This window comes from Bacillus stercoris (assembly GCF_029772985.1).
In the GTDB taxonomy this organism is placed as follows: domain Bacteria; phylum Bacillota; class Bacilli; order Bacillales; family Bacillaceae; genus Bacillus; species Bacillus stercoris.
Genome location: NZ_CP121861.1, coordinates 4,008,649 through 4,028,994, shown reverse-complemented (window position 1 = coordinate 4,028,994; position 20,346 = coordinate 4,008,649). Strand labels below are relative to the sequence as shown.

At 46.3% G+C, this 20,346-nt stretch carries 15 protein-coding genes; 7 read left to right on the top strand and 8 right to left on the bottom strand.

Going from position 1 to position 20,346, the window contains the following annotated elements; translation table 11 throughout:
- Window positions 1–27 precede the first annotated feature (27 nt).
- The 6 genes from cah (at window position 28) to putR (ending at window position 7,447) form a co-directional block, all read left to right on the top strand.
- Window positions 28–984 carry a cephalosporin C deacetylase gene (gene cah / locus QA442_RS20760; protein WP_014662705.1) on the top strand — a complete coding sequence of 319 codons (957 nt, stop codon included), beginning with the start codon at window positions 28–30 and terminating at the stop codon, window positions 982–984.
- A gap of 83 nt (window positions 985–1,067) precedes the next feature.
- Window positions 1,068–1,850, top strand: coding sequence for a nucleotidyltransferase domain-containing protein (locus QA442_RS20755; protein ID WP_279473390.1), 783 nt, complete (start codon window positions 1,068–1,070; stop codon window positions 1,848–1,850).
- Between the two features lie 187 nt (window positions 1,851–2,037).
- Window positions 2,038–2,949 carry a proline dehydrogenase PutB gene (gene putB / locus QA442_RS20750; protein WP_080478302.1) on the top strand — a complete coding sequence of 304 codons (912 nt, stop codon included), beginning with the start codon at window positions 2,038–2,040 and terminating at the stop codon, window positions 2,947–2,949.
- 16 nt (window positions 2,950–2,965) lie between these two features.
- Window positions 2,966–4,513 (top strand): L-glutamate gamma-semialdehyde dehydrogenase, encoded by a 1,548-nt coding sequence (pruA, locus tag QA442_RS20745; protein WP_040084225.1) that lies wholly within the window; start codon window positions 2,966–2,968, stop codon window positions 4,511–4,513.
- A gap of 124 nt (window positions 4,514–4,637) precedes the next feature.
- Entirely contained in the window at window positions 4,638–6,059 is a 1,422-nt protein-coding gene (gene putP, locus QA442_RS20740; RefSeq protein ID WP_231560788.1) for a sodium/proline symporter PutP, read from the top strand.
- 152 nt (window positions 6,060–6,211) lie between these two features.
- Window positions 6,212–7,447 (top strand): proline utilization transcriptional regulator PutR, encoded by a 1,236-nt coding sequence (gene putR / locus QA442_RS20735; RefSeq protein WP_095431221.1) that lies wholly within the window; start codon window positions 6,212–6,214, stop codon window positions 7,445–7,447.
- Between the two features lie 36 nt (window positions 7,448–7,483).
- Here putR and QA442_RS20730 read toward each other — a convergent pair whose 3' ends face one another.
- The 3 genes from QA442_RS20730 to QA442_RS20720 all read right to left on the bottom strand — a co-directional run bounded on the left by QA442_RS20730 (window position 7,484) and on the right by QA442_RS20720 (window position 10,181).
- Entirely contained in the window at window positions 7,484–8,341 is an 858-nt protein-coding gene (locus tag QA442_RS20730) for a TIGR03943 family putative permease subunit (RefSeq protein ID WP_095431222.1), read from the bottom strand.
- 4 nt (window positions 8,342–8,345) lie between these two features.
- The gene (locus QA442_RS20725; RefSeq protein WP_095431248.1) at window positions 8,346–9,227 is read right to left on the bottom strand and encodes a permease; all 882 of its coding nucleotides are present in this window, start codon (window positions 9,225–9,227) and stop codon (window positions 8,346–8,348) included.
- 90 nt (window positions 9,228–9,317) lie between these two features.
- On the bottom strand, window positions 9,318–10,181 hold the full coding sequence (locus tag QA442_RS20720; RefSeq protein WP_095431223.1) for an alpha/beta fold hydrolase: 864 nt from the start codon (window positions 10,179–10,181) through the stop codon (window positions 9,318–9,320).
- 161 nt (window positions 10,182–10,342) lie between these two features.
- Between QA442_RS20720 and ffoR the strand changes: the two genes are divergently transcribed.
- The gene (gene ffoR / locus QA442_RS20715) at window positions 10,343–11,353 is read left to right on the top strand and encodes a ferredoxin--NADP(+) reductase (protein WP_095431224.1); all 1,011 of its coding nucleotides are present in this window, start codon (window positions 10,343–10,345) and stop codon (window positions 11,351–11,353) included.
- Window positions 11,354–11,383: 30 nt separating this feature from the next.
- On the opposite strand, the gene cobA is transcribed toward ffoR, so the two are convergent.
- From cobA to nirB, 5 genes are all read right to left on the bottom strand, one after another.
- On the bottom strand, window positions 11,384–12,835 hold the full coding sequence (cobA, locus tag QA442_RS20710) for a uroporphyrinogen-III C-methyltransferase (RefSeq protein ID WP_095431225.1): 1,452 nt from the start codon (window positions 12,833–12,835) through the stop codon (window positions 11,384–11,386).
- A gap of 60 nt (window positions 12,836–12,895) precedes the next feature.
- Window positions 12,896–13,216 (bottom strand): nitrite reductase small subunit NirD, encoded by a 321-nt coding sequence (gene nirD, locus QA442_RS20705; RefSeq protein ID WP_014662717.1) that lies wholly within the window; start codon window positions 13,214–13,216, stop codon window positions 12,896–12,898.
- A 31-nt stretch (window positions 13,217–13,247) separates the two neighbouring features.
- Window positions 13,248–15,665 (bottom strand): NADPH-nitrite reductase, encoded by a 2,418-nt coding sequence (nasD, locus tag QA442_RS20700; protein WP_095431226.1) that lies wholly within the window; start codon window positions 15,663–15,665, stop codon window positions 13,248–13,250.
- A gap of 120 nt (window positions 15,666–15,785) precedes the next feature.
- A complete protein-coding gene (gene nasC / locus QA442_RS20695; RefSeq protein WP_279473389.1) occupies window positions 15,786–17,918 on the bottom strand; it encodes an assimilatory nitrate reductase catalytic subunit NasC in 2,133 nt (710 codons plus the stop codon).
- A gap of 6 nt (window positions 17,919–17,924) precedes the next feature.
- Entirely contained in the window at window positions 17,925–20,240 is a 2,316-nt protein-coding gene (gene nirB, locus QA442_RS20690) for a nitrite reductase large subunit NirB (RefSeq protein ID WP_095431228.1), read from the bottom strand.
- Between the last annotated feature and the right edge of the window lie 106 nt (window positions 20,241–20,346).

Sequence of the window (20,346 nt, the reverse complement as noted above, 5' to 3'; positions counted from 1 at the left end):
TTATAAAACAAAGGGGAATAATCGGAAATGCAACTATTCGATCTGCCGCTCGACCAATTGCGAACATATAAGCCTGAAAAAACAGCATCAAAAGATTTTTCTGAGTTTTGGAAATTGTCTTTGGATGAACTTGCAAAAGTCCAAGCAGAACCTGATTTACAGCTGGTTGACTATCCTGCTGACGGAGTAAAAGTGTACCGTCTCACATATAAAAGTTTCGGAAACGCCCGCATTTCTGGATGGTACGCGGTGCCTGACAAGGAAGGCCCGCATCCGGCGATCGTGAAATATCATGGCTACAATGCAAGCTATGACGGTGAAATTCATGAAATGGTAAACTGGGCACTTCATGGCTACGCCGCATTCGGCATGCTCGTCCGCGGCCAGCAGAGCAGTGAGGATACGAGTATTTCACCGCACGGTCACGCTTTGGGCTGGATGACCAAAGGCATTCTTGATAAAGATACATACTATTACCGCGGTGTTTATTTGGACGCCGTCCGCGCGCTTGAAGTGATCAGCAGCTTTGACGAGGTTGACGAAACAAGGATCGGTGTGACAGGCGGAAGCCAAGGCGGAGGATTAACTATTGCCGCCGCAGCTCTGTCAGACATTCCAAAAGCCGCCGTTGCCGATTATCCTTATTTAAGCAACTTCGAACGGGCCATTGATGTGGCGCTTGAACAGCCGTACCTTGAAATCAATTCCTTCTTTAGAAGAAATGGCAGCCCGGAAACAGAACTGCAGGCGATGAAGACACTTTCATATTTCGATATTATGAATCTTGCTGACCGAGTGAAGGTGCCTGTCCTGATGTCAATCGGTCTGATTGACAAGGTCACGCCGCCGTCCACCGTATTTGCCGCCTACAATCATTTGGAAACAGAGAAAGAGCTGAAGGTGTACCGTTACTTCGGACATGAGTATATCCCTGCTTTTCAAACGGAAAAACTCGCTTTCTTTAAGCAGCATCTTAAAGGCTGATAAATGTGAAAAGCCGCCAAATATTTTCCGGCGTTTTTTTTCTGCAAACTGCCGGAATGAGAACAGACTGGAGACGAATAGATATGAAACAAAGAATCATTGATGAATTAAAACGAATCGAGCAGTCATACGGGGTCAAAATCGTGTATGCCGTCGAGTCAGGAAGCCGCGCATGGGGATTCCCGTCGCAGGATAGTGATTACGATGTCCGCTTTATTTATGTGCCGAAAAAGGAGTGGTATTTTTCAATTGAGCAGGAGCGTGATGTCATTGAGGAACCGATTCACGATTTGCTGGATATCAGCGGCTGGGAGCTGAGAAAGACGCTTCGGCTTTTCAAAAAGTCAAACCCGCCGCTCCTCGAATGGCTGTCCTCAGACATTGTATATTACGAAGCATTTACGACCGCAGAGCAGTTAAGAAAACTGCGCACGGAGGCATTTAAGCCTGAAGCAAGCGTGTATCACTATATCAATATGGCGAGAAGGAACGTCAAAGATTACCTTCAAGGACAAGAGGTCAAAATCAAAAAGTATTTCTACGTGCTTCGGCCTATCTTGGCCTGCCAATGGATTGAAAAGCACGGAACCATTCCGCCAATGGACTTTACTGTTTTGATGAATGAACTTGTTGCTGAACCCGAGCTGAAGGCTGAAATGGAGACCTTGCTTGAACGGAAAAAAAGAGGTGAAGAACTTGACCTCGAAGCAAGAATCGATGTTATTCACCAATTCATTGAAACGGAAATCGAAAGAATCATGGAAGCGGCAAAAGAACTGAAGGCAGAGAAAAAAGATATGACACCTGAATTGAACCGTTTGCTTTTGAATACGGTTGAAGAAGTGTGGAAGGATGGAGGAAGCTGATGTTTTTTGTCGCTTCCTTTTCTCCTTTATTCGACAGAATTCCCCGACTTTCTAACTATCTGATTGTGGAAAAACCACAAAAATAATCAGAATCTTTGTATTTTGAGAATATTGTGAACGTCGGTTTTGTCCATTTACAATAAACTCATACAAATACTTCTTAGATTGCGGGGTGTTGAGGTTGGAAGTGATCACAAGAGATTTTTTCTTATTTTTATCCAAAAGCGGCTTTCTCAATAAAATGGCAAAGAACTGGGGAAGCAGAGTAGCAGCGGGTAAAATTATCGGCGGGAATGACTTTAACAGTTCAATCCCGACCATTCGACAGCTTAACAGCCAAGGTTTGTCAGTTACTGTCGATCATTTAGGAGAGTTTGTGAACAGCGCCGAGGTCGCACGGGAGCGTACGGAAGAGTGCATTCAAACCATTGCGACCATTGCGGATCAGGAGCTGAACTCACACGTTTCTTTAAAAATGACGTCTTTAGGTCTGGATATAGATATGGATCTGGTGTATGAAAATATGACGAAAATCCTTCAGACGGCTGAGAAGCATAAAATCATGGTCACCATCGACATGGAAGATGAAGTCAGATGCCAGAAAACGCTTGATATTTTCAAAGATTTCAGAAGGAAATACGAGTATGTAAGCACAGTGCTGCAAGCCTATCTGTACCGGACGGAAAAAGACATTGACGATTTAGATTCTTTAAACCCGTTCCTTCGCCTTGTAAAAGGAGCTTATAAAGAATCAGAAAAAGTAGCTTACCCGGAGAAAAGCGACGTCGATGAAAATTACAAAAAAATCATCCGAAAGCAGCTCTTAAACGGTCACTATACAGCGATTGCCACACATGACGACAAAATGATCGACTTTACAAAGCAGCTTGCCAAGGAACATGGCATTGCCAATGACAAGTTTGAATTTCAGATGCTGTACGGCATGCGGTCGCAAACCCAGCTCAGCCTCGTAAAAGAAGGTTATAACATGAGAGTCTACCTGCCATACGGCGAGGATTGGTACGGCTACTTTATGAGACGCCTTGCAGAACGTCCGTCAAACATTGCCTTCGCTTTCAAAGGAATGACAAAGAAGTAAAAAAGGAGAGATTATCATGACAACACCTTACAAACACGAGCCATTCACAAATTTCCAAGACCAAAACAACGTGGAAGCGTTTAAAAAAGCGCTTGCGACAGTAAGCGAATATTTAGGAAAAGACTATCCGCTTGTCATTAACGGCGAGAGGGTAGAAACAGAAGCGAAAATCGTTTCAATCAACCCGGCTGATAAAGAAGAAGTCGTCGGCCGAGTGTCAAAAGCTTCTCAAGAGCACGCTGAGCAAGCGATTCAAGCTGCTGCGACAGCATTCGAAGAGTGGAGATACACATCTCCTGAAGAGAGAGCGGCTGTCCTGTTCCGCGCTGCTGCCAAAGTCCGCAGAAGAAAACATGAATTTTCCGCTTTGCTTGTAAAAGAAGCAGGAAAGCCTTGGAATGAGGCGGATGCAGATACGGCTGAAGCGATTGACTTCATGGAGTATTATGCACGCCAAATGATCGAACTGGCAAAAGGCAAACCGGTCAACAGCCGTGAAGGCGAGAAAAACCAATATGTATACACGCCGACTGGAGTGACAGTTGTTATTCCGCCGTGGAACTTCTTGTTTGCGATCATGGCAGGAACAACAGTGGCGCCGATCGTTACTGGAAACACAGTGGTTCTAAAACCTGCGAGTGCTACACCTGTTATTGCAGCAAAATTTGTTGAGGTGCTTGAAGAGTCCGGATTGCCAAAAGGCGTAGTCAACTTTGTTCCTGGAAGCGGAGCAGAAGTAGGCGATTATCTTGTTGACCATCCGAAAACAAGCCTTATCACATTTACAGGATCAAGAGAAGTTGGCACGAGAATTTTCGAACGCGCGGCGAAGGTTCAGCCGGGCCAGCAGCATTTAAAACGTGTCATCGCTGAAATGGGCGGTAAAGATACGGTTGTTGTCGACGAGGATGCGGACATTGAATTAGCGGCTCAATCGATTTTCACATCTGCATTCGGCTTTGCCGGACAAAAATGTTCTGCAGGTTCACGTGCAGTTGTCCATGAAAAAGTGTATGATCAAGTATTAGAGCGTGTCATTGAAATTACGGAATCAAAAGTAACTGCTAAACCTGACAGTGCAGATGTTTATATGGGACCTGTCATTGACCAAGGTTCTTATGATAAAATTATGAGCTATATTGAGATCGGAAAACAGGAAGGGCGTTTAGTAAGCGGCGGCACTGGTGATGATTCGAAAGGATACTTCATCAAACCGACGATCTTCGCTGACCTTGATCCGAAAGCAAGACTTATGCAGGAAGAAATTTTCGGACCTGTCGTTGCATTTTGTAAAGTGTCAGACTTTGATGAAGCTTTAGAAGTGGCAAACAATACTGAATATGGTTTGACAGGCGCGGTGATTACAAACAACCGCAAGCACATCGAGCGTGCGAAACAGGAATTCCATGTTGGAAACCTATACTTCAACCGCAACTGTACAGGTGCTATCGTCGGCTACCATCCGTTTGGCGGCTTCAAAATGTCCGGAACGGATTCAAAAGCAGGCGGACCGGATTACTTGGCACTGCATATGCAAGCAAAAACAATCAGTGAAATGTTCTAAAGCGGGACTAAATGGGCATCCTCCCTGCGGGGATGTCCATTTCATCCATATACCATAAAAAAGAGGAGGAAGTGCCATAGAAAACATACAGCTGATTATTTCGATTTGTATTTATATGGCGGGGATGATGCTGATCGGCTACTTTGCTTACAAGCGCACGTCGAATCTGACGGATTACATGCTTGGAGGACGCTCTTTGGGTCCGGCCGTAACCGCTCTCAGTGCCGGTGCTGCCGATATGAGCGGCTGGCTGCTGATGGGTCTCCCGGGCGCCATGTTTTCAACAGGTCTGAGCGGTATTTGGATTGTGTTCGGACTTTGCCTTGGGGCATGGGCGAACTGGCTCTATGTTGCGCCTCGGCTGAGAACTTATACTGAACAAGCGGGGAATTCCATCACAATTCCCGGGTTCCTTGAAAATCGCTTCGGAGACCATTCGAAGCTGCTGAGACTATTTTCAGGGATTGTGATTTTAGTTTTCTTCACATTTTATGTTTCGTCTGGAATGGTATCCGGCGGCGTTTTATTCAACAGTATTTTGGGGATGGATTATCACACCGGCCTGTGGGTTGTGACTGGTGTTGTTGTGGCGTATACCCTGTTTGGCGGCTTTTTGGCAGTCAGCTGGACAGATTTTGTTCAGGGGATCATTATGTTTGCCGCACTCATCCTTGTTCCGATCGTTACGTTTTTCCATACGGGAGGAGCAAGTGAAACAGTTACTGAAATCCGCTCTGTTGATCCAGATATGTTTAATATTTTCAAAGGAACAAGCGTCCTTGGCATTATTTCTTTGTTTGCCTGGGGTTTGGGCTACTTTGGCCAGCCGCATATCATTGTGCGTTTTATGGCGATAACGTCCGTAAAAGAGATCAAAAGAGCGCGCAGAATCGGAATGGGCTGGATGATTTTGTCGGCAGTCGGCGCTGTGCTGACCGGTTTGGGCGGAATCGCTTATTACCATCAGAATGGCATGACACTGAAGGATCCTGAGACGATTTTTATTCAATTAGGGAATATTTTGTTCCATCCGATTATCACAGGTTTTCTGATTTCAGCTATTTTGGCCGCAATTATGAGCACAATTTCTTCCCAGCTGCTTGTGACATCAAGCTCTCTGGTAGAAGATTTGTATAAGTCGATGTTCAGACGCTCAGCTTCTGATAAAGAGCTGGTGTTTTTGGGCCGTATGGCTGTGCTTGTGATTTCTGTCATCGCATTATTCCTGGCTTGGGAGAAAAATAATACAATCCTTGGATTGGTAAGCTATGCGTGGGCGGGCTTCGGTGCATCATTCGGGCCGGTTGTGCTGCTCAGTCTGTTTTGGAAACGAATGACCAAATGGGGGGCACTCGCCGGCATGATTGTGGGAGCAGCAACTGTAATCATTTGGGCGAATGCCGGTCTTTCGGACTTTCTGTATGAAATCATACCTGGTTTTGCTGCGAGTCTATTAACTGTCTTTATCGTCAGTGTATTGACGCAAGCTCCGTCACAAGCTGTCGAAGACCAGTTTAAAGACTACCAAGATACAATGTCACAATAAAAATCGAAAGGAGGAGGAAGGGGCTATCCCTTTTTCCTCTTTTCTCCTTTTAAGCGGCCATTTTTTTCTTTTGGAAACAAACGTATTTTTTTCTATACAAAAAGCCCCCGTATGGATATGATTAAAGTAAAAAAAGTATAGGAGAAAAAGGTATGGAAGAGCTTTTAGAGAGAGTTTTTTCATTTTCAGATGTTGATAAGCTGATTGATTTTATCAGTTATGAACTGCAAAAACCAGTCATCCTGGAAAGCGCGGATTTCTTTTTGTTAGCCTATAATTCTTACTATATTAACCATTTTGACTCTGCCAACCAGCAGACTATTTTCTCAAAAAAATGTCCGGTTCAGATTTTTGAGAGGTTTTTGAAGGACGGAATCATTGAAAGACTGAAAACAGAACCTGAGCCTTTTCGCGTCAATAAAATTGAAAGCATTGGGTTAAACCAGAGGGTGGTCGTGAGTGCAAAGCACAAAGGGGAAGTCATGGGCTACATCTGGGTTCAGGAGCTGGACCAAAATCTGACGGAAGAAGAGCTCGACTTTTTGTATGAGACCTCTTTTCATGTCGGGAAAATCATTTATAAAACGAACAAATTGAAACAGGAAAAGGAAGAAAAAGCAGAGGATCTCATCAAACGGGCGATCTATCAGCAATTCACCTCTGAGAAGGACCTCAGAAGGGAAGCTGAAAAGATCAACACCGTGCTGCCTTCCATGTTTTCAGTTGTTATCCTGCACGCCGCAAATGGGGATGGGGAAGCGGTTGAGGATTTAAAGGAAAATATCAGGTCGTACCTGAATTTACGGGATAAAGTCAGTCATGTCTTAACGATCGAATCAAATATTGTCATCGTCGTAGCGAGTTTTTCCCAAAAAAGCTCCGTCTCCTCAGCAGCTTCTGAATTTATTAACAAGCTGTTAACACATTTTCACTTTCAAAAAATACCTACCCCTATTTATATCGGTATCGGAAACGAATATAATCACCTTCTCAAGCTTGGCAAGAGCTACACAGAAGCACTCGAAGTCATCAAAGCCGCAGAAATCACCGGCAATCAGGAAAACATTCCATATGAATATGCCAAACTCGGCATTTATCGCTATTTAGAAAGCATTGAACAAAAAAACGAATTTCTAGAATACGAGAATAAGGATTTGGCTTTATTAAAAGCGAAAGACGAAGAAAGCAGCACTGAGCTGCTCAAAACCTTGGAAATCTATCTCCTCAACAACTGCAAAACAAAACCAGCGGCAGACCAGCTCTTTATTCACCAAAATACATTGAATTACCGCATCAAACAGATTACTGAGATGACGTCGATCGATTTAAGCGATTTCAGAACGCGGTGCCAGCTCTATCTCGATTTGATGCTGATGAAAAAGAAATAAAAAAGAAACCAGTACTTGTACTGGTTTCGTCTTCATTTAAAATCCTCTGTAAACGTACGGATCATCAGGCTTTTTAATGGTGTTCCAATCGGTTACTTTCACAACAGGGAGAGTTGATTTGAATGGCTGGTAATATTCTGAGGCCAAAGTGCCTTTAATCTGAATCCATTCATCATCCTTGATGTTCATGTCCTTCGGAAACTCCACAAGCATCCCGTACACGCCGGAATCAGCGATACAGTGAATGACGCCAAACCTCAACACGAACAGCTGATTTTTGTTAATGGCGTTTCCTTTGTACGCAAATCCATGAAATTCAATCGTCCGTCCGAGAAATTCACCCGGATAGTTATAGATGGTTTCCATTCCTTTTAGGAAATCATCATCGGTCAGAGAAATCTCTTTTTTGCTGGAATACTTATTAAACAGCTGTTTCATCTGTTTGTCATAGCTGTCTTGCGCGTAATAAAGGCTGGCATCAGGCCGCAAATACTGTGTTTGGGAGTAATGATCTCCGCTCTCCATTGCCTTAAACGAGAACCCTTTTGTTTTGACAATCGATGAGTCAAGCGTTGCAATCGGGAAGAAAATGCCTGACACCAAAGGAAAAAGAAAAACGATATAAATCAAATACCGCTGATAAAATGGTTTGTTTTGCTCATGGTCATGCTCGTGATCATGGCCGCACCCGCAATCATGGTCATGGTGATGCCCGCCTTTTTCAGGCGACTTGATAAATAGATATGCTTGGACGGCGGTCAGAATGGCAAGCAGGAAGATCGCAATAAAGGAAAGATAGGCATATTTCATATTGATATATTTTGTTAGATTTCCTGAGGCATGCAGATGATAAAAGAAAAACGTAAATCCCATCAGCACCAATAGACGAAACACCCAATCACCCCTTTACCAGTAGTGATCCTGCTAAAACAATCACGACAATGTATGTAATCAGCAGGAAAACAAATCGTTTTTTGAAGGCCGCAAGCATCATCAATAGATTCTTAATATCCACCATTGCCCCAAAGACGAGAAAGGCGATTAACGATCCTAATGAAAATGTGCTGCTGAAGGAAGACGCGATGAATGCATCAACTTCTGAACAAAGCGACAAGACAAATGCCAGACCCATCATCACGAGGGAAGAGGATACATCATTCTGCCCGATCGCAAGCAAAGTGGATGTTTTGACATACGTCTGCATGGCTGCTGCGATAAAGGCGCCGATGATTAAATATTTCCCCACGGAGAAAAATTCATCAATGGCATGACGCAAGGTCCCGCCCAGCTTTTGGAGCAAGGTGCCGTGATGATGATGGTGCCCGGGTTCGTCAGGCTTTAAAAGCTGGTTATCCTTAAATTGATAGGATAAGATGACCCCGATGATCAGCGAAACGGCGAGAGCCAGTCCGCCTCTGTAAAAGACCACGCTCCATCTATTTCCGAACGCAATAAAAGTAGAAAATAAAACGATAGGATTAATGATAGGCGCGGTCAGCATGAAAGCTACGCCCGCATGCAAAGGGACTCCCTTTAATAGAAGCCGCCTCGTAATCGGGATGATGCCGCATTCGCAGGCGGGAAATAAAATGCCGGCCAGCGCACCGAATAAAACGGCGAGAAAGCGGTTTTTCGGCATGATTCTTGCAATCATTTCTTCAGAAACAAACATTTGAATGATTCCGGAAAGTATGACGCCAATCAGAATAAACGGAATGGCTTCTATTAAAATGCTGATAAAAATAGAATTCAGCTGAAGAAAAGATGATTGTGCTGTCACAATAAAACCTCCGCTCATGTTAAGCTGCTTCTCTTATGATACCAGAAAAAAAGGCACTGCTTGTTTGACGGAGGAGGAGAAAGGATCGTTTCACTTTGGTGAGGATTCTAAAAAGCCGAGTAGGATACTGTCTGTTTCAGCAGCTTCTTTTCCGAGCCAAATCAGGTGCCCCCATGAGTGAAGCAAACAGAGGGCGGCGTCATGAATGTGCTCTTTTGCATGATGTCCATGTGACAAGTTGACAAATCCATCATAAACACTTTGCATAATCAGCACGGGACATGAGATAGCCTGCAGTTCTTTCGAAGAGACAGCGGTTGTTTGTGACAAGTCAAGAAGAAATCCTTCACCCGAGCGCTGCCGGCTGTTCATTTTTTGAAAAGCTTCTATGTCGCTTTCATCCATCAAGGACTTGATTCGCTGAAACGGAAGCGTGCTGAATTGCGGGCTCATAGCACGAAACATCAAACGCGGAAAGGCGTTATTCAAAGAAGAAATCAGCTTCCATATCCACTTTTCCAGCGGCGGACGGAAGAGAATCCTCCCCAATTTATATTCAGTATCTTTTGGGGTGAGCCATTCTTTGGTGACCGCGGATTGCAAGGTCAATGTATTTACTCTTTCCGGATAATGTGAGGCAAAGCATATGCCGCTCGGCCCTCCTGCTGAGATGGCGATCACATGGACGCGTTCGAGTTGTAAATGATCTAATATATTCACATAAAAACGGCAGGCATCAGCAAGGCTTTTTCCAATCTCTTTTGACGTTCGTCCGTAGCCGGGCCTTGAAGGCGTAATGATGGAATACCCCTGCTCAATCAGTGCTGTGTACCCGAATTCCTCGTAACAATTTGAATGCCCGCCATGCATGACAAGGATTGGGGTGCCCTTGCCTGTCACAGAATATTCTAGTGTATGGCCTTCGATAGTGATTGTTTCGACTCGTCTTTTCATTTGTTTCACCCAATTGTTTTTTGCCTATTATAGAGTTTTCAACAATTGACCACAAGGAGAAGAAATGAATAAACAAAGGCCCTTGAAATATGATATACTTTGTATTGATATTCATTCTCAATTAAAGTTGTTGATATAGATGTGAACGGGAGGCAGGACGGATGGCTGAGAATCAAGAGGTATATGACGTTACGATTATAGGCGGGGGGCCGATTGGGCTGTTTACTGCTTTTTACTGCGGGATGCGGGAGCTGAAAACAAAGGTAATCGAATTTTTGCCGAAGCTCGGAGGGAAAGTGTCTTTATTCTTTCCTGAGAAAATCATTCGCGATATCGGCGGCATACCGGGGATTGCGGGAAAGCAGCTGATCGAGCAGCTGAAGGAGCAGGCGGCAACGTTTGATCCTGATATCGTATTGAATCAGCGTGTGACCGGGTTTGAACGCCTGAATGACGGCACCATTGTATTGACAGGTTCTGAAGGGGAAAAGCACTATACAAGAACTGCGATTTTGGCTTGCGGCATGGGCACGCTTGAGGTCAATGAGTTTGACAGCGAGGATGCAACTCGGTACGCGGGCAAAAATCTTCATTATGGAGTGGAGAAGCTTGATGCGTTTAAAGGGAAGCGCGTGGTGATTTCAGGCGGCGGGGATACTGCCGTCGATTGGGCCAATGAGCTGGAACCGATTGCGGCGTCTGTGACTGTCGTTCATCGCCGCGAGGAATTCGGAGGAATGGAAAGCAGTGTGACGAAAATGAAGCAATCATCGGTGCGAGTGCTGACGCCTTATCGTCTGGAGCAGCTGAGCGGCAATGAGGAGCGCATCCAAAAAGTGACGATTTGCCATACGGAGACTGGCCAGAGGGAAGAGATAGAGGTTGATGAACTGATCATTAATCATGGCTTCAAAATTGATCTCGGGCCAATGAAGGAGTGGGGGCTGGAGATTGAAGAAGGCAGGGTGAAAGCAGACAGACATATGCGGACGAATCTTCCGGGCGTTTTTGTGGCAGGGGACGCGGCTTTTTATGAAAGCAAGCTGAGATTGATTGCCGGCGGCTTTACCGAAGGCCCGACAGCGGTCAACAGCGCTAAGGCTTATTTGGACCCTAAGGCTGAGAATATGGCGATGTATTCAACCCATCATAAAAAATTGGTGCATAAATAAAACAGCCCTTGAAAAAAGGGCTGCCATCCATCAGCTGTGAAGGAGTTTTTTTTCCGCTTGTTGATTGTGGATGAAAGCAAACAATTCATCCTGTGCTTTGACGGCTGCGAATCCATAAGCGCCGGCAGCCGAATCATCGCCTATGCAGACGATAGGGGGGCAGCTTGCTGACAATTCCGGCGAAATGCCAATTTGTTCGCCACCATTGATCAATTGCTGAACGGACAGCTTGTTCGGGCAAATGACCATGTGCAACGGGGATTCACTGATGGTACGCTGAATCATGTGGGTGAACCGGTCGTCTATGACGTTTTCATGAGTGATATAAAACGAACTGGACTCATGCGTCTGGACATTTTCCACTGCAGGGCGGCTCCCGACAACAAGGCGTTTTTCTGAATCAGGCTGAATGGCGGTGACAAGAAAACCCCGTTTTTCAAGCTCCGCCTTTGCTTGCTCAGTTGCTGCACTCAGTCGGGCTGTCAGCTGGCGGATGTCGATTTTCTTAGAAGCCAGTGCTTTGAAAAATTCACAAACCGCACGGCGCGATGTGAAAAGTATGTCTTCAAAGCTGCCGATCTTTCGAAGAATGTCTTCATTGACGGGCATATTTTCAGTCCGCCACTTGGGCCATTCGATGACATCGGCGCCGGAATCACGCAGCCTGTCTGCAAGCGGGTCTTCATCCTCGCCATGAGTGACTATCATCATATGCCGGCCGATAAGCGGTTTGCTTTCAAACCAGCTGTGTGTTTGAAAATTAACGATATCTCCGATGACGATAATCGCAGGGTTTGTTATCTGGTGCTCCTGCACTTTTTGCTGAATGTTCTCAAGCGTTCCTTTCACACTTCGCTGGCGGCCCCAAGTTCCCCATTGGATGACAATGACAGGGACAGAAGGCGATTTTCCGTATGAAATGAGCTGCTGGCAAATATAAGACAAGTTCTTGACACCCATGTAAAAAACAAGGGTTTGAACGCTTCGGGCAAGCCCTTCCCAGTCAAGGTTCGGCGTGCCTTTTAATGATTTATCATGCGCTGTAATCATGGCAAAAGACGATGCGAAATCCCGATGCGTGACGGGGATGCCCGCATATAGCGGCGCTGCGATTCCAGAGGTGATTCCCGGCACCATTTCATAGCGAATGCCGTGCTCATGAAGAGCATCCGCTTCCTCGCCGACTCTGCCGAATACGCTCGGATCTCCGCCCTTCAAGCGAACGACGGTTGACCCATTTAATGCTTTTTCAACCAGCAGGGCGTTAATTTCTTTTTGTTTCATAAAATGGCGGTCTGGCAGTTTTCCGCAATAAATAAACTGGCAGTCCGGTGATGCAAATTCGAGCAGCCTCGGGTTGGCGAGCCGGTCATATAAAATGACATCTGCTTCTTCGAGCGCCTGTTTTCCTTTGATGGTGAGCAGGCCTGGGTCGCCGGGTCCGGCTCCCACGAAATATACGATTCCGTTCTTCATGATCATGTCATCCTTCCGTCACTGTAAAAAATGAAGGACCACTAGAAAAGTGATCCGGTCTTTTGATCAATATACGAGATAAACATGCTCTCCTTCGATCAGCGTTTCGTATGTTTTGACGCATCCGTGGTCAGGTTCTTGAACGATTCCGTCTTCTAAGGAGATTTTCCAGTCGTGCATCGGGCAAAAAACATATTCGCCGCTGACGATGCCTTCTGCCAGAACGCCGCCCTTATGCGGACAGCGGTTTTCGATGGCGCGGATGCTTCCGTTTGAAAGCTTGAAGACTGCAAGCTCCTTATCTTCAATATACACTGTTTTGCCTAATTGTTCAGGCAATTCTCCAATTTTTCCGATACATACTTTTGTTACGTCTTTGTTTACCATGTCCATTCCTCCTTAATGTTTGTTTTTGTCATTATGATGTGGTGACGACATTTTCAAATAATTCTTTAGAGGTTTGTTTATCCTCTAAAAAGTCTTTCCACGGATCCTTGTGGACAGAGAGTGTTTCATTCATTCTGTCGTTCAGCTCCTGCCGTTTTGCCGGATCGTTTAACACGGACTGGACATGGGATAAACCGACGCGCTCAAGCCATGCGGATGTACGCTCCAGATAGTTTGCAGTTTCCCGGTAATATTGCAGGTAAGCGCCTGCGTATTCTAACACTTCTTCATTTGTTTTTACCTTCATCAGCAAATCGCCGGCACGCAAATGGGTTCCGCCGTTTCCGCCGACATAAAGCTCCCAGCCTCCGTCGATGCCGACTACGCCAAGGTCCTTAATGCCGGATTCCGCACAGTTTCGCGGGCAGGCAGACACGGCCATTTTGACTTTATGAGGCGTATTCAGCCCTTCGAATTTTTTCTCAAGTGCAATGCCCAGTGCCATGGAGTCTTGTGTGCCGAAGCGGCAGAATTGCTCGCCTACGCATGTTTTTACTGTCCGAAGTGTCTTTCCGTACGCGTAGCCTGATGGCATATCAAGATCTTCCCATACCTTCGGAAGGTCTTCTTTTTTCACTCCGATAAGATCAATTCGCTGGCCGCCTGTCATTTTCACGAGCGGGATCTCATATTTGTCGACGACATCAGCGATTTTGCGCAAATCTGTAGAGTTGGTCACGCCGCCGTACATCCGGGGAACGACTGAGTATGTTCCGTCTTTTTGAATATTGGCGTGCATTCGTTCATTAACAAAGCGGGATGTCCGTTCATCCTCGTATTTGGTTGGATTGATCATGCCTAAGTAGTAGTTCAGAGCCGGACGGCATTTGGAACAGCCTTCTGGCGTTTTCCAGCCGAGCACATTCATGACTTCTCTTGTATGTGACAGCCCTTTGGCTTTGATTTCTTCTACGACCTCATCTCTAGACAATGTGGTGCAGCCGCAAATGGCTTCTTTTTGCGCTGACGCATCAAAGTCTGATCCGAGCGTATGCTGGAGGATTTCTTCTACGAGCGGCTTACAGCCTCCGCATGAACGGGATGCGCCAGTGCATGCTTTGATCTCGTCCGTTGACGAGCAGCCCTTTTCCTGTATGGCTTGAATAATCGCACCTTTTGACACGCCGTTGCAGCCGCAGATGATTTCATCGTCGCTCATCGCTGCGGTAATGCTTGTGCCTGCTTCTTGGTCGAGAGGCTGTAAGATTGATATTTTTGAGGTTTCAGAGATATCGGCTTCTTTTTGAATCATAGAAAACAGGCGGTTGCCCTCGCTGCTGTCGCCGAATAAAACAGCACCGACAATTTGATTGCCTCTCAGGACGATTTTTTTATAGATGCCTTCCTGCTCATCAAAGACTTTAATCGCTTTTTTCTCCTCTGATTCGTTAAAGTCACCGGCAGAGAAGACTTCGACGCCTGATACCTTTAACTGTGTGGAGAGAACGGAACCTTCATACGGTTTTGTGTCGATGCCGCAAATATGCTTCGCCAGCACTTTTGCCTGTTCATAAAGTGGCGCCACAAGCCCGTAGGCGATTCCGCGGTGCTCAGCACATTCGCCGACCGCATAAATGTGCGGGATTTCCGTCTGCATATAATCGTTGACGATGATGCCGCGGTTGACCGGAATGCCGCTCTCGGCCCCGAGCGTTGTATTTGGGCGGATGCCGACAGCCATGACGACCAAATCAGCTTCAATGCTTGTGCCATCCTTGAAACGGAGGCCTTCGACACGATCGTCACCAACAATTTCTTCGGTTTGCTTTTCAAGTAAAAAGGTCATCCCTTGTTTTTCTAACTCGTTTTGCAGCAGGCGTCCTGCCGTTGCATCAAGCTGGCGCTCCATCAGGAATGGGGCGAGGTGGATGACGGATACTTCCATGCCGAGATTCAGCAGTCCGCGAGCGGCTTCCAAACCAAGAAGTCCTCCGCCGATGACGGCTGCTTTTTTATATTGTTTTGACGCGGCGAGCATTGTGTCTGTATCTTTTATATCCCGGAAAGCTGTGACGCCTTTTTTGTCTGCGCCCGGAATCGGAAGGATAAAAGGGACAGAGCCTGTCGCCAGAATCAATTCGTCGTAAGGCTGGATTCTGTCTGCGTCTGTGATGACTTTTTTGTTTTCCGTATCTACTTTGATGACCGTTTCATTTGTATACAATTGAATGTTGTTTTCTTCGTACCAGTCCCAATCGTTTAACGTAATATCTTTAATATCTGTATCGCCTTGAAGCACTTTTGACAAAAGGATTCGATTATAGTTGGGATGCGGTTCGGCACCAAAAATTGTGATCTGAAACTCGTCTTTAGCAACACTCAGTATCTCTTCAATGGCCCTTACCCCGGCCATTCCATTACCAACAAGAACTAGCTGTTTTTTTCCCATCAGATGATCCGCTCCTTATCAATGTTTTTTCCAGCGTAGCACAGCAAAAAGGAATATTTAAGATACATGTTATAAAATGTAACAAAATATACGAAAAGTTCTAAAAATTTTATGAAAAATTTAAATAGGTCTGATTCGGACGGCGCATACCTTAAAACCGGGCATTTTACAGGCTGGATCTAAGGCCTCCCCGATTAAATCATTCACATTTTGAGCGTCTGCCCAATGAATGGGAACAAAAACGGTATCCTTTCTGATTTGTTCTGATAATTTGCTGCGGACGGTGATGCTTCCCCGCGGAGATTCTATTTTTACCAGTACACGGTCCTCGATATTGTAGGTCGCTGCTGTTTGCGGATGGATTTCCATAAACGATTCAAAATGTCTTGCGGCAAGGGCGGCGCTTTTTCTTGTTTGAACGCCTGTTAAGTAGTGAGACATGACGCGGCCTGTCGTTAAATAAAGCGGATAATCGGCTGTCGGCTTCTCTTTTGGAACAGGCGGTTCATTTGGAATTACACTTAATGCTGCTTTTTGCTCCGGATGAGCAAATGATTCTGCAAACAAGCGCCCGGTTCCGGGATGATCAGGTTCTGGACATGGCCAGTGAATGCCGCCTTCACGTCTTAGCCTCTCATATGTGATGCCTGAATAATCGGCGATCCCTCCTCGGCTCGCTTCTCTTAATTCATTAAAAATATCCTCCGCTGACGTATAAGAAAAGTAGCGGCCTTTGCCGAGAACGGATGCGAGATCACAAATGATCTGCCAATCATGCTTTGCTTCGCCGGGACATGGCCGGCTTGCTTCTCTTAATGTCACGCGTCCTTCTACATTTGTCATGGTGCCCTCATCTTCTAAATAAGAGGAGGCTGGCAAAATCACATCTGCGTATTCCGCAGTCTCTGAAATAAACAAATCGATTGCGACAAAGAATGTTAGTTTTCTTAGGGCTTTTTTCACGAGATGCGCATTTGGGCTGGAGACAGCAGGATTGGAGCACATGAGGAACAGTCCTTTAATGTCGCCGTCATGGATTTTTTCCATCATTTCATAGGCTGAGACACCTTTTCGCGGCAGATCATCCTGATGAATTCCCCACACTTTCGCAATATGTGCCCGGTGTTGCTCGTTTTCAATAGATCGGTAGCCCGGAAGCTGATCGGCTTTCTGGCCATGCTCTCTTGCACCTTGCCCGTTGCCTTGTCCGGTGATCGCTCCGTAACCTGAGTAAGGCTTGCCGATTTTCCCTGTGATCAGCACCATGTTTAAGAAGCCTTTCACAGCCGCTGTTCCATCGGTTTGCTGTTCAATCCCGCGGGCTGTAAACAGCATGCCGGACGTTTCCTTTGCAAACTTTACAGCAGCTTTTCTTATATGCGCCAGCGGAACACTCGTCTGTTCGGCGATGTCATTCAGGTTTAACGAGTCAGTATGCTGCTTCAGCTCTTTGAATCCATTTGTTCGTGATTGAATGAAATCCTCGTTTATGAGCTGCTCGTCAATGATGATTTTGACGAGACCGTTGGCAAGGGCGGCGTCTGTGCCGGGTTTGATTTTTAGATGAAGATCGGCGATTTTTGTTGTCGCTGTTTCACGCGGATCAATGGCAATGATGTAAGCTCCGTTTTCTTTCGCTTTTTCAAAATACGGCATCATTGTAGGCTGGCATTCCGCAATATTGGTGCCGGCCAGAATGATCACGCGGGTGTGGGGAATGTCTGACAAGGGGTTCGTTAGGCCTCTGTCCGCGCCGAATGTTTGATTGGCTGCGGTTGCGGCGGCGGACATACAAAGCCTCCCGTTGTAGTCAATGTATTTTGTCTGTAAGCCCACCCGTGCGAATTTCCCCAACAAATACGCCTCTTCATTTGTTATCGAGGCGCTTCCGTATACAGCCATGGCGCAATGGCCGTGTTCTGTTTGGATCGTTGTCACTTGTTCTTTGATGTAATTCAGTGCTTCTTCCCAAGAAACAGGCATAAATTCGCCGTTTTTCTTTAGCAGCGGGTGGGTGATGCGAGAGGAGTTCAACGCATGCTGGTGAGCATTCATGCCCTTCATGCAGAGACGGCCCTGTGTCGTAGGATTGTCAATCCCAATCGCTGTGTACTTTTTCCGTGTGACGATGGTTTGTTCCACGAGCTGCATTTTGCACTGCATGCTGCAAAATGGGCATTGGGTGTCATACGTTTTTTCTGATTGGATGTCTTGTTGTTTATCGCGGAAATATCTAAGCAGTCGTTCGGTCAAAATGCCTCATCCTTTCTTATATGAGCCCGCCTCTACAGTCGGGTTTTGAATCAGTGACAGGTCTGTATGAAGGCTTTCCAGCAGCTGTGTCCTTAGGTCTTCTTCAAATAGCACTTCTCTGATATGAATGATTCCGAGACGGTCCATCCACTGATGAACGGCTTCTAAGTAATGAGCTGTTTCACGATAATACTGGATCAGTCCTTTGATCATGCCGGCAGTTTTTTCTGCGTTGTCTGTCACGCAAAACAGGGATCCGGAACGGGCGTGGGTTCCCCGGACGCCGCCGAAGTGAATGTCCCAGCCAGCTTGTGTCCGAATCGCGCCGACATCCTGCAGGGCGGCATCGGTGCAGTCTGTTTCACATGATAAGCTGATAGAAATGGGAGCGGGGAAGGAAAGCGTCTCAAGGTGTCTTTCGATTTGGGCTGCCAGCTGCTGAATCAATCGATTTTGCCCGCATGTACATGCTTTGATGCTTTGCAGCGTGTGCCGGAGTTCATTGGTGGAAACGGGCATCTTCAGGTCTTTTTTTATGTTCGGGAGATCCGCAGATTTGATCCCCGAAAGCTTCAGTCTTTGGCTGTGAGTGATGGATACGTCAGGGATGCTGTATGCCTCAATGATGTTGGCGATGTTTCTCAACTGCTCCGCGTTTGTCCGCCCGCCGTACATTTGCGGGATCAGAATGCATGTGTCTTCAGCGGCTGGCTCAGGCTGGACAAACCCAGGGTACAGCATTTCCAGATAGTATTGAATCGCAGGAACACAAGTACTGCATCCGTTTTTTGTTTTCCAGTCAAGCTGGTTCATCACTTCTGCCGGATTAGTGAATGGCCTGCGCTGAAGCTCAGCGATGATGTCGTCTTCTGTAAAATCAGTACAGCCGCAAAACGAAAGTGTGCCGGCGGGCTTCGTATATTCGCTGTTGGTCATGTACCTCAAAAGGTCTTCAACGAGCGGTTTGCATCCTCCGCAGGACCCAGAGGCTTTGGTGCAGTGCTTGACTTCCTCAACAGTTGTTAAGCTTTTCGTGTGCACCGCTTCTTCAATCGCGCCTTTCGTCACTGTGTTGCATTGGCAAATCGTTTCACTGGAAGGCATGGATTCAAATAAAGTGCCGCTTGTCTCCGGTTCGATGATCTGCTTTTTGACAATGGAGATGTCTCGTTGTTTAAGCAGGCTGTCGAGAAGCCGCTGCTTGTCACGGGTGTCTCCGAATAAAATAACGCCGGCCAGCTTGTCATCCTCAAAAAGTGCTTTTTTGTAAATGCCAGCTTGTTCGTCGTAAATATTGATGCTCGTCGTGTGTTCATCCTCTTGAATTTTTCCTGCTGACCACACATCGATTCCAGCTATTTTTAATGCCGCAGCTGAGGGTGAGCCTTGATATCCCTCACATGGAACGCCGCAAATATGTTTGGCGAGAACGTTTCCCTGCTCATAAAGCGGTGCCACCAATCCGTACACCGTTCCGTTATGCTCGGCGCATTCGCCAACGGCGTAGACATTAGGTTCGCTTGTCTGCATGCAGTCATTCACGATGATCCCGCGGTTCACTTCGATTCCAGCGGATACAGCCAATTCAATATTCGGTCTAACGCCAGCCGCCATCACAATCAGGTCTGCTTTTAGTGAAGCGCCATCTTTAAAATGGATTCCGTCTGCCCGCGTGGTTCCGGATATGGAGACGGTGTCTTTCTCCAAAAGAAAGGTTAAGCCTTTTTGTTCCAGCTTCGTTTGCAGCAGCCGCGCTGCCGTTTGATCGAGCTGTTTTTGCATAATGCCGGCGGAGTGGTGAATGACGCTGACATCCATGCCGAGCCGCTGCAAACCGATTGCAGCCTCCAGTCCTAATAAGCCGGCTCCGATCACCGCCGCCTTTTGATAGCGCTCGGCCATCTCCATCAGCGCTTGGCAGTCTTCTATTGTCCGAAATCCATAGACGCCTTCTTTGTCTGCCCCGGGGATAGGGAGAATATAAGGGGAGGAGCCTGTTGCAACAATGAGTTTGTCATACGACAGGATGCGCTTGCGATCCGTGATGATGCGCTGCTGATCTGTATCAATTTGAATAACCGTTTCGCCTGTGTAAAGCGTAATCCCGTGCTTGTCATACCAAGCCTTGCTGTTCAGTGTAATGTCATCGAGTGACGCTTCACCCTGCAATACAGAGGATAAGAGAATGCGATTGTAGTTGGGATGCGTTTCACTCCCGAAAATGACAATCTCAAACATGTGGCGATTCAGCTTTACTATTTCTTCAATACAGCGAATACCGGCCATGCCGTTTCCTGCTAACACCAACCTTTGTTTCTTCATGTATCAGACCTCCTTTGACGCGGCTCGTAAGTTTTCTCCTATTAAAAATTATGTCACAATGCATTGTTAACGCATTAAACGTGTCATAAAAACTAACACATGTCTT

Bases quoted from the DNA above. Each gene is read 5' to 3' on its own strand.
- cah (WP_014662705.1), top strand. From the start codon at position 28: ATGCAACTATTCGATCTGCCGCTCGACCAATTGCGAACATATAAGCCT.
- QA442_RS20755 (WP_279473390.1), top strand. From the start codon at position 1,068: ATGAAACAAAGAATCATTGATGAATTAAAACGAATCGAGCAGTCATAC.
- pruA (WP_040084225.1), top strand. From the start codon at position 2,966: ATGACAACACCTTACAAACACGAGCCATTCACAAATTTCCAAGACCAA.
- putP (WP_231560788.1), top strand. From the start codon at position 4,638: ATGATGCTGATCGGCTACTTTGCTTACAAGCGCACGTCGAATCTGACG.
- putR (WP_095431221.1), top strand. From the start codon at position 6,212: ATGGAAGAGCTTTTAGAGAGAGTTTTTTCATTTTCAGATGTTGATAAG.
- QA442_RS20720 (WP_095431223.1), bottom strand. From the start codon at position 10,181: ATGAAAAGACGAGTCGAAACAATCACTATCGAAGGCCATACACTAGAA.
- ffoR (WP_095431224.1), top strand. From the start codon at position 10,343: ATGGCTGAGAATCAAGAGGTATATGACGTTACGATTATAGGCGGGGGG.
- cobA (WP_095431225.1), bottom strand. From the start codon at position 12,835: ATGATCATGAAGAACGGAATCGTATATTTCGTGGGAGCCGGACCCGGC.
- nirD (WP_014662717.1), bottom strand. From the start codon at position 13,216: ATGGTAAACAAAGACGTAACAAAAGTATGTATCGGAAAAATTGGAGAA.
- nasD (WP_095431226.1), bottom strand. From the start codon at position 15,665: ATGGGAAAAAAACAGCTAGTTCTTGTTGGTAATGGAATGGCCGGGGTA.
- nirB (WP_095431228.1), bottom strand. From the start codon at position 20,240: ATGAAGAAACAAAGGTTGGTGTTAGCAGGAAACGGCATGGCCGGTATT.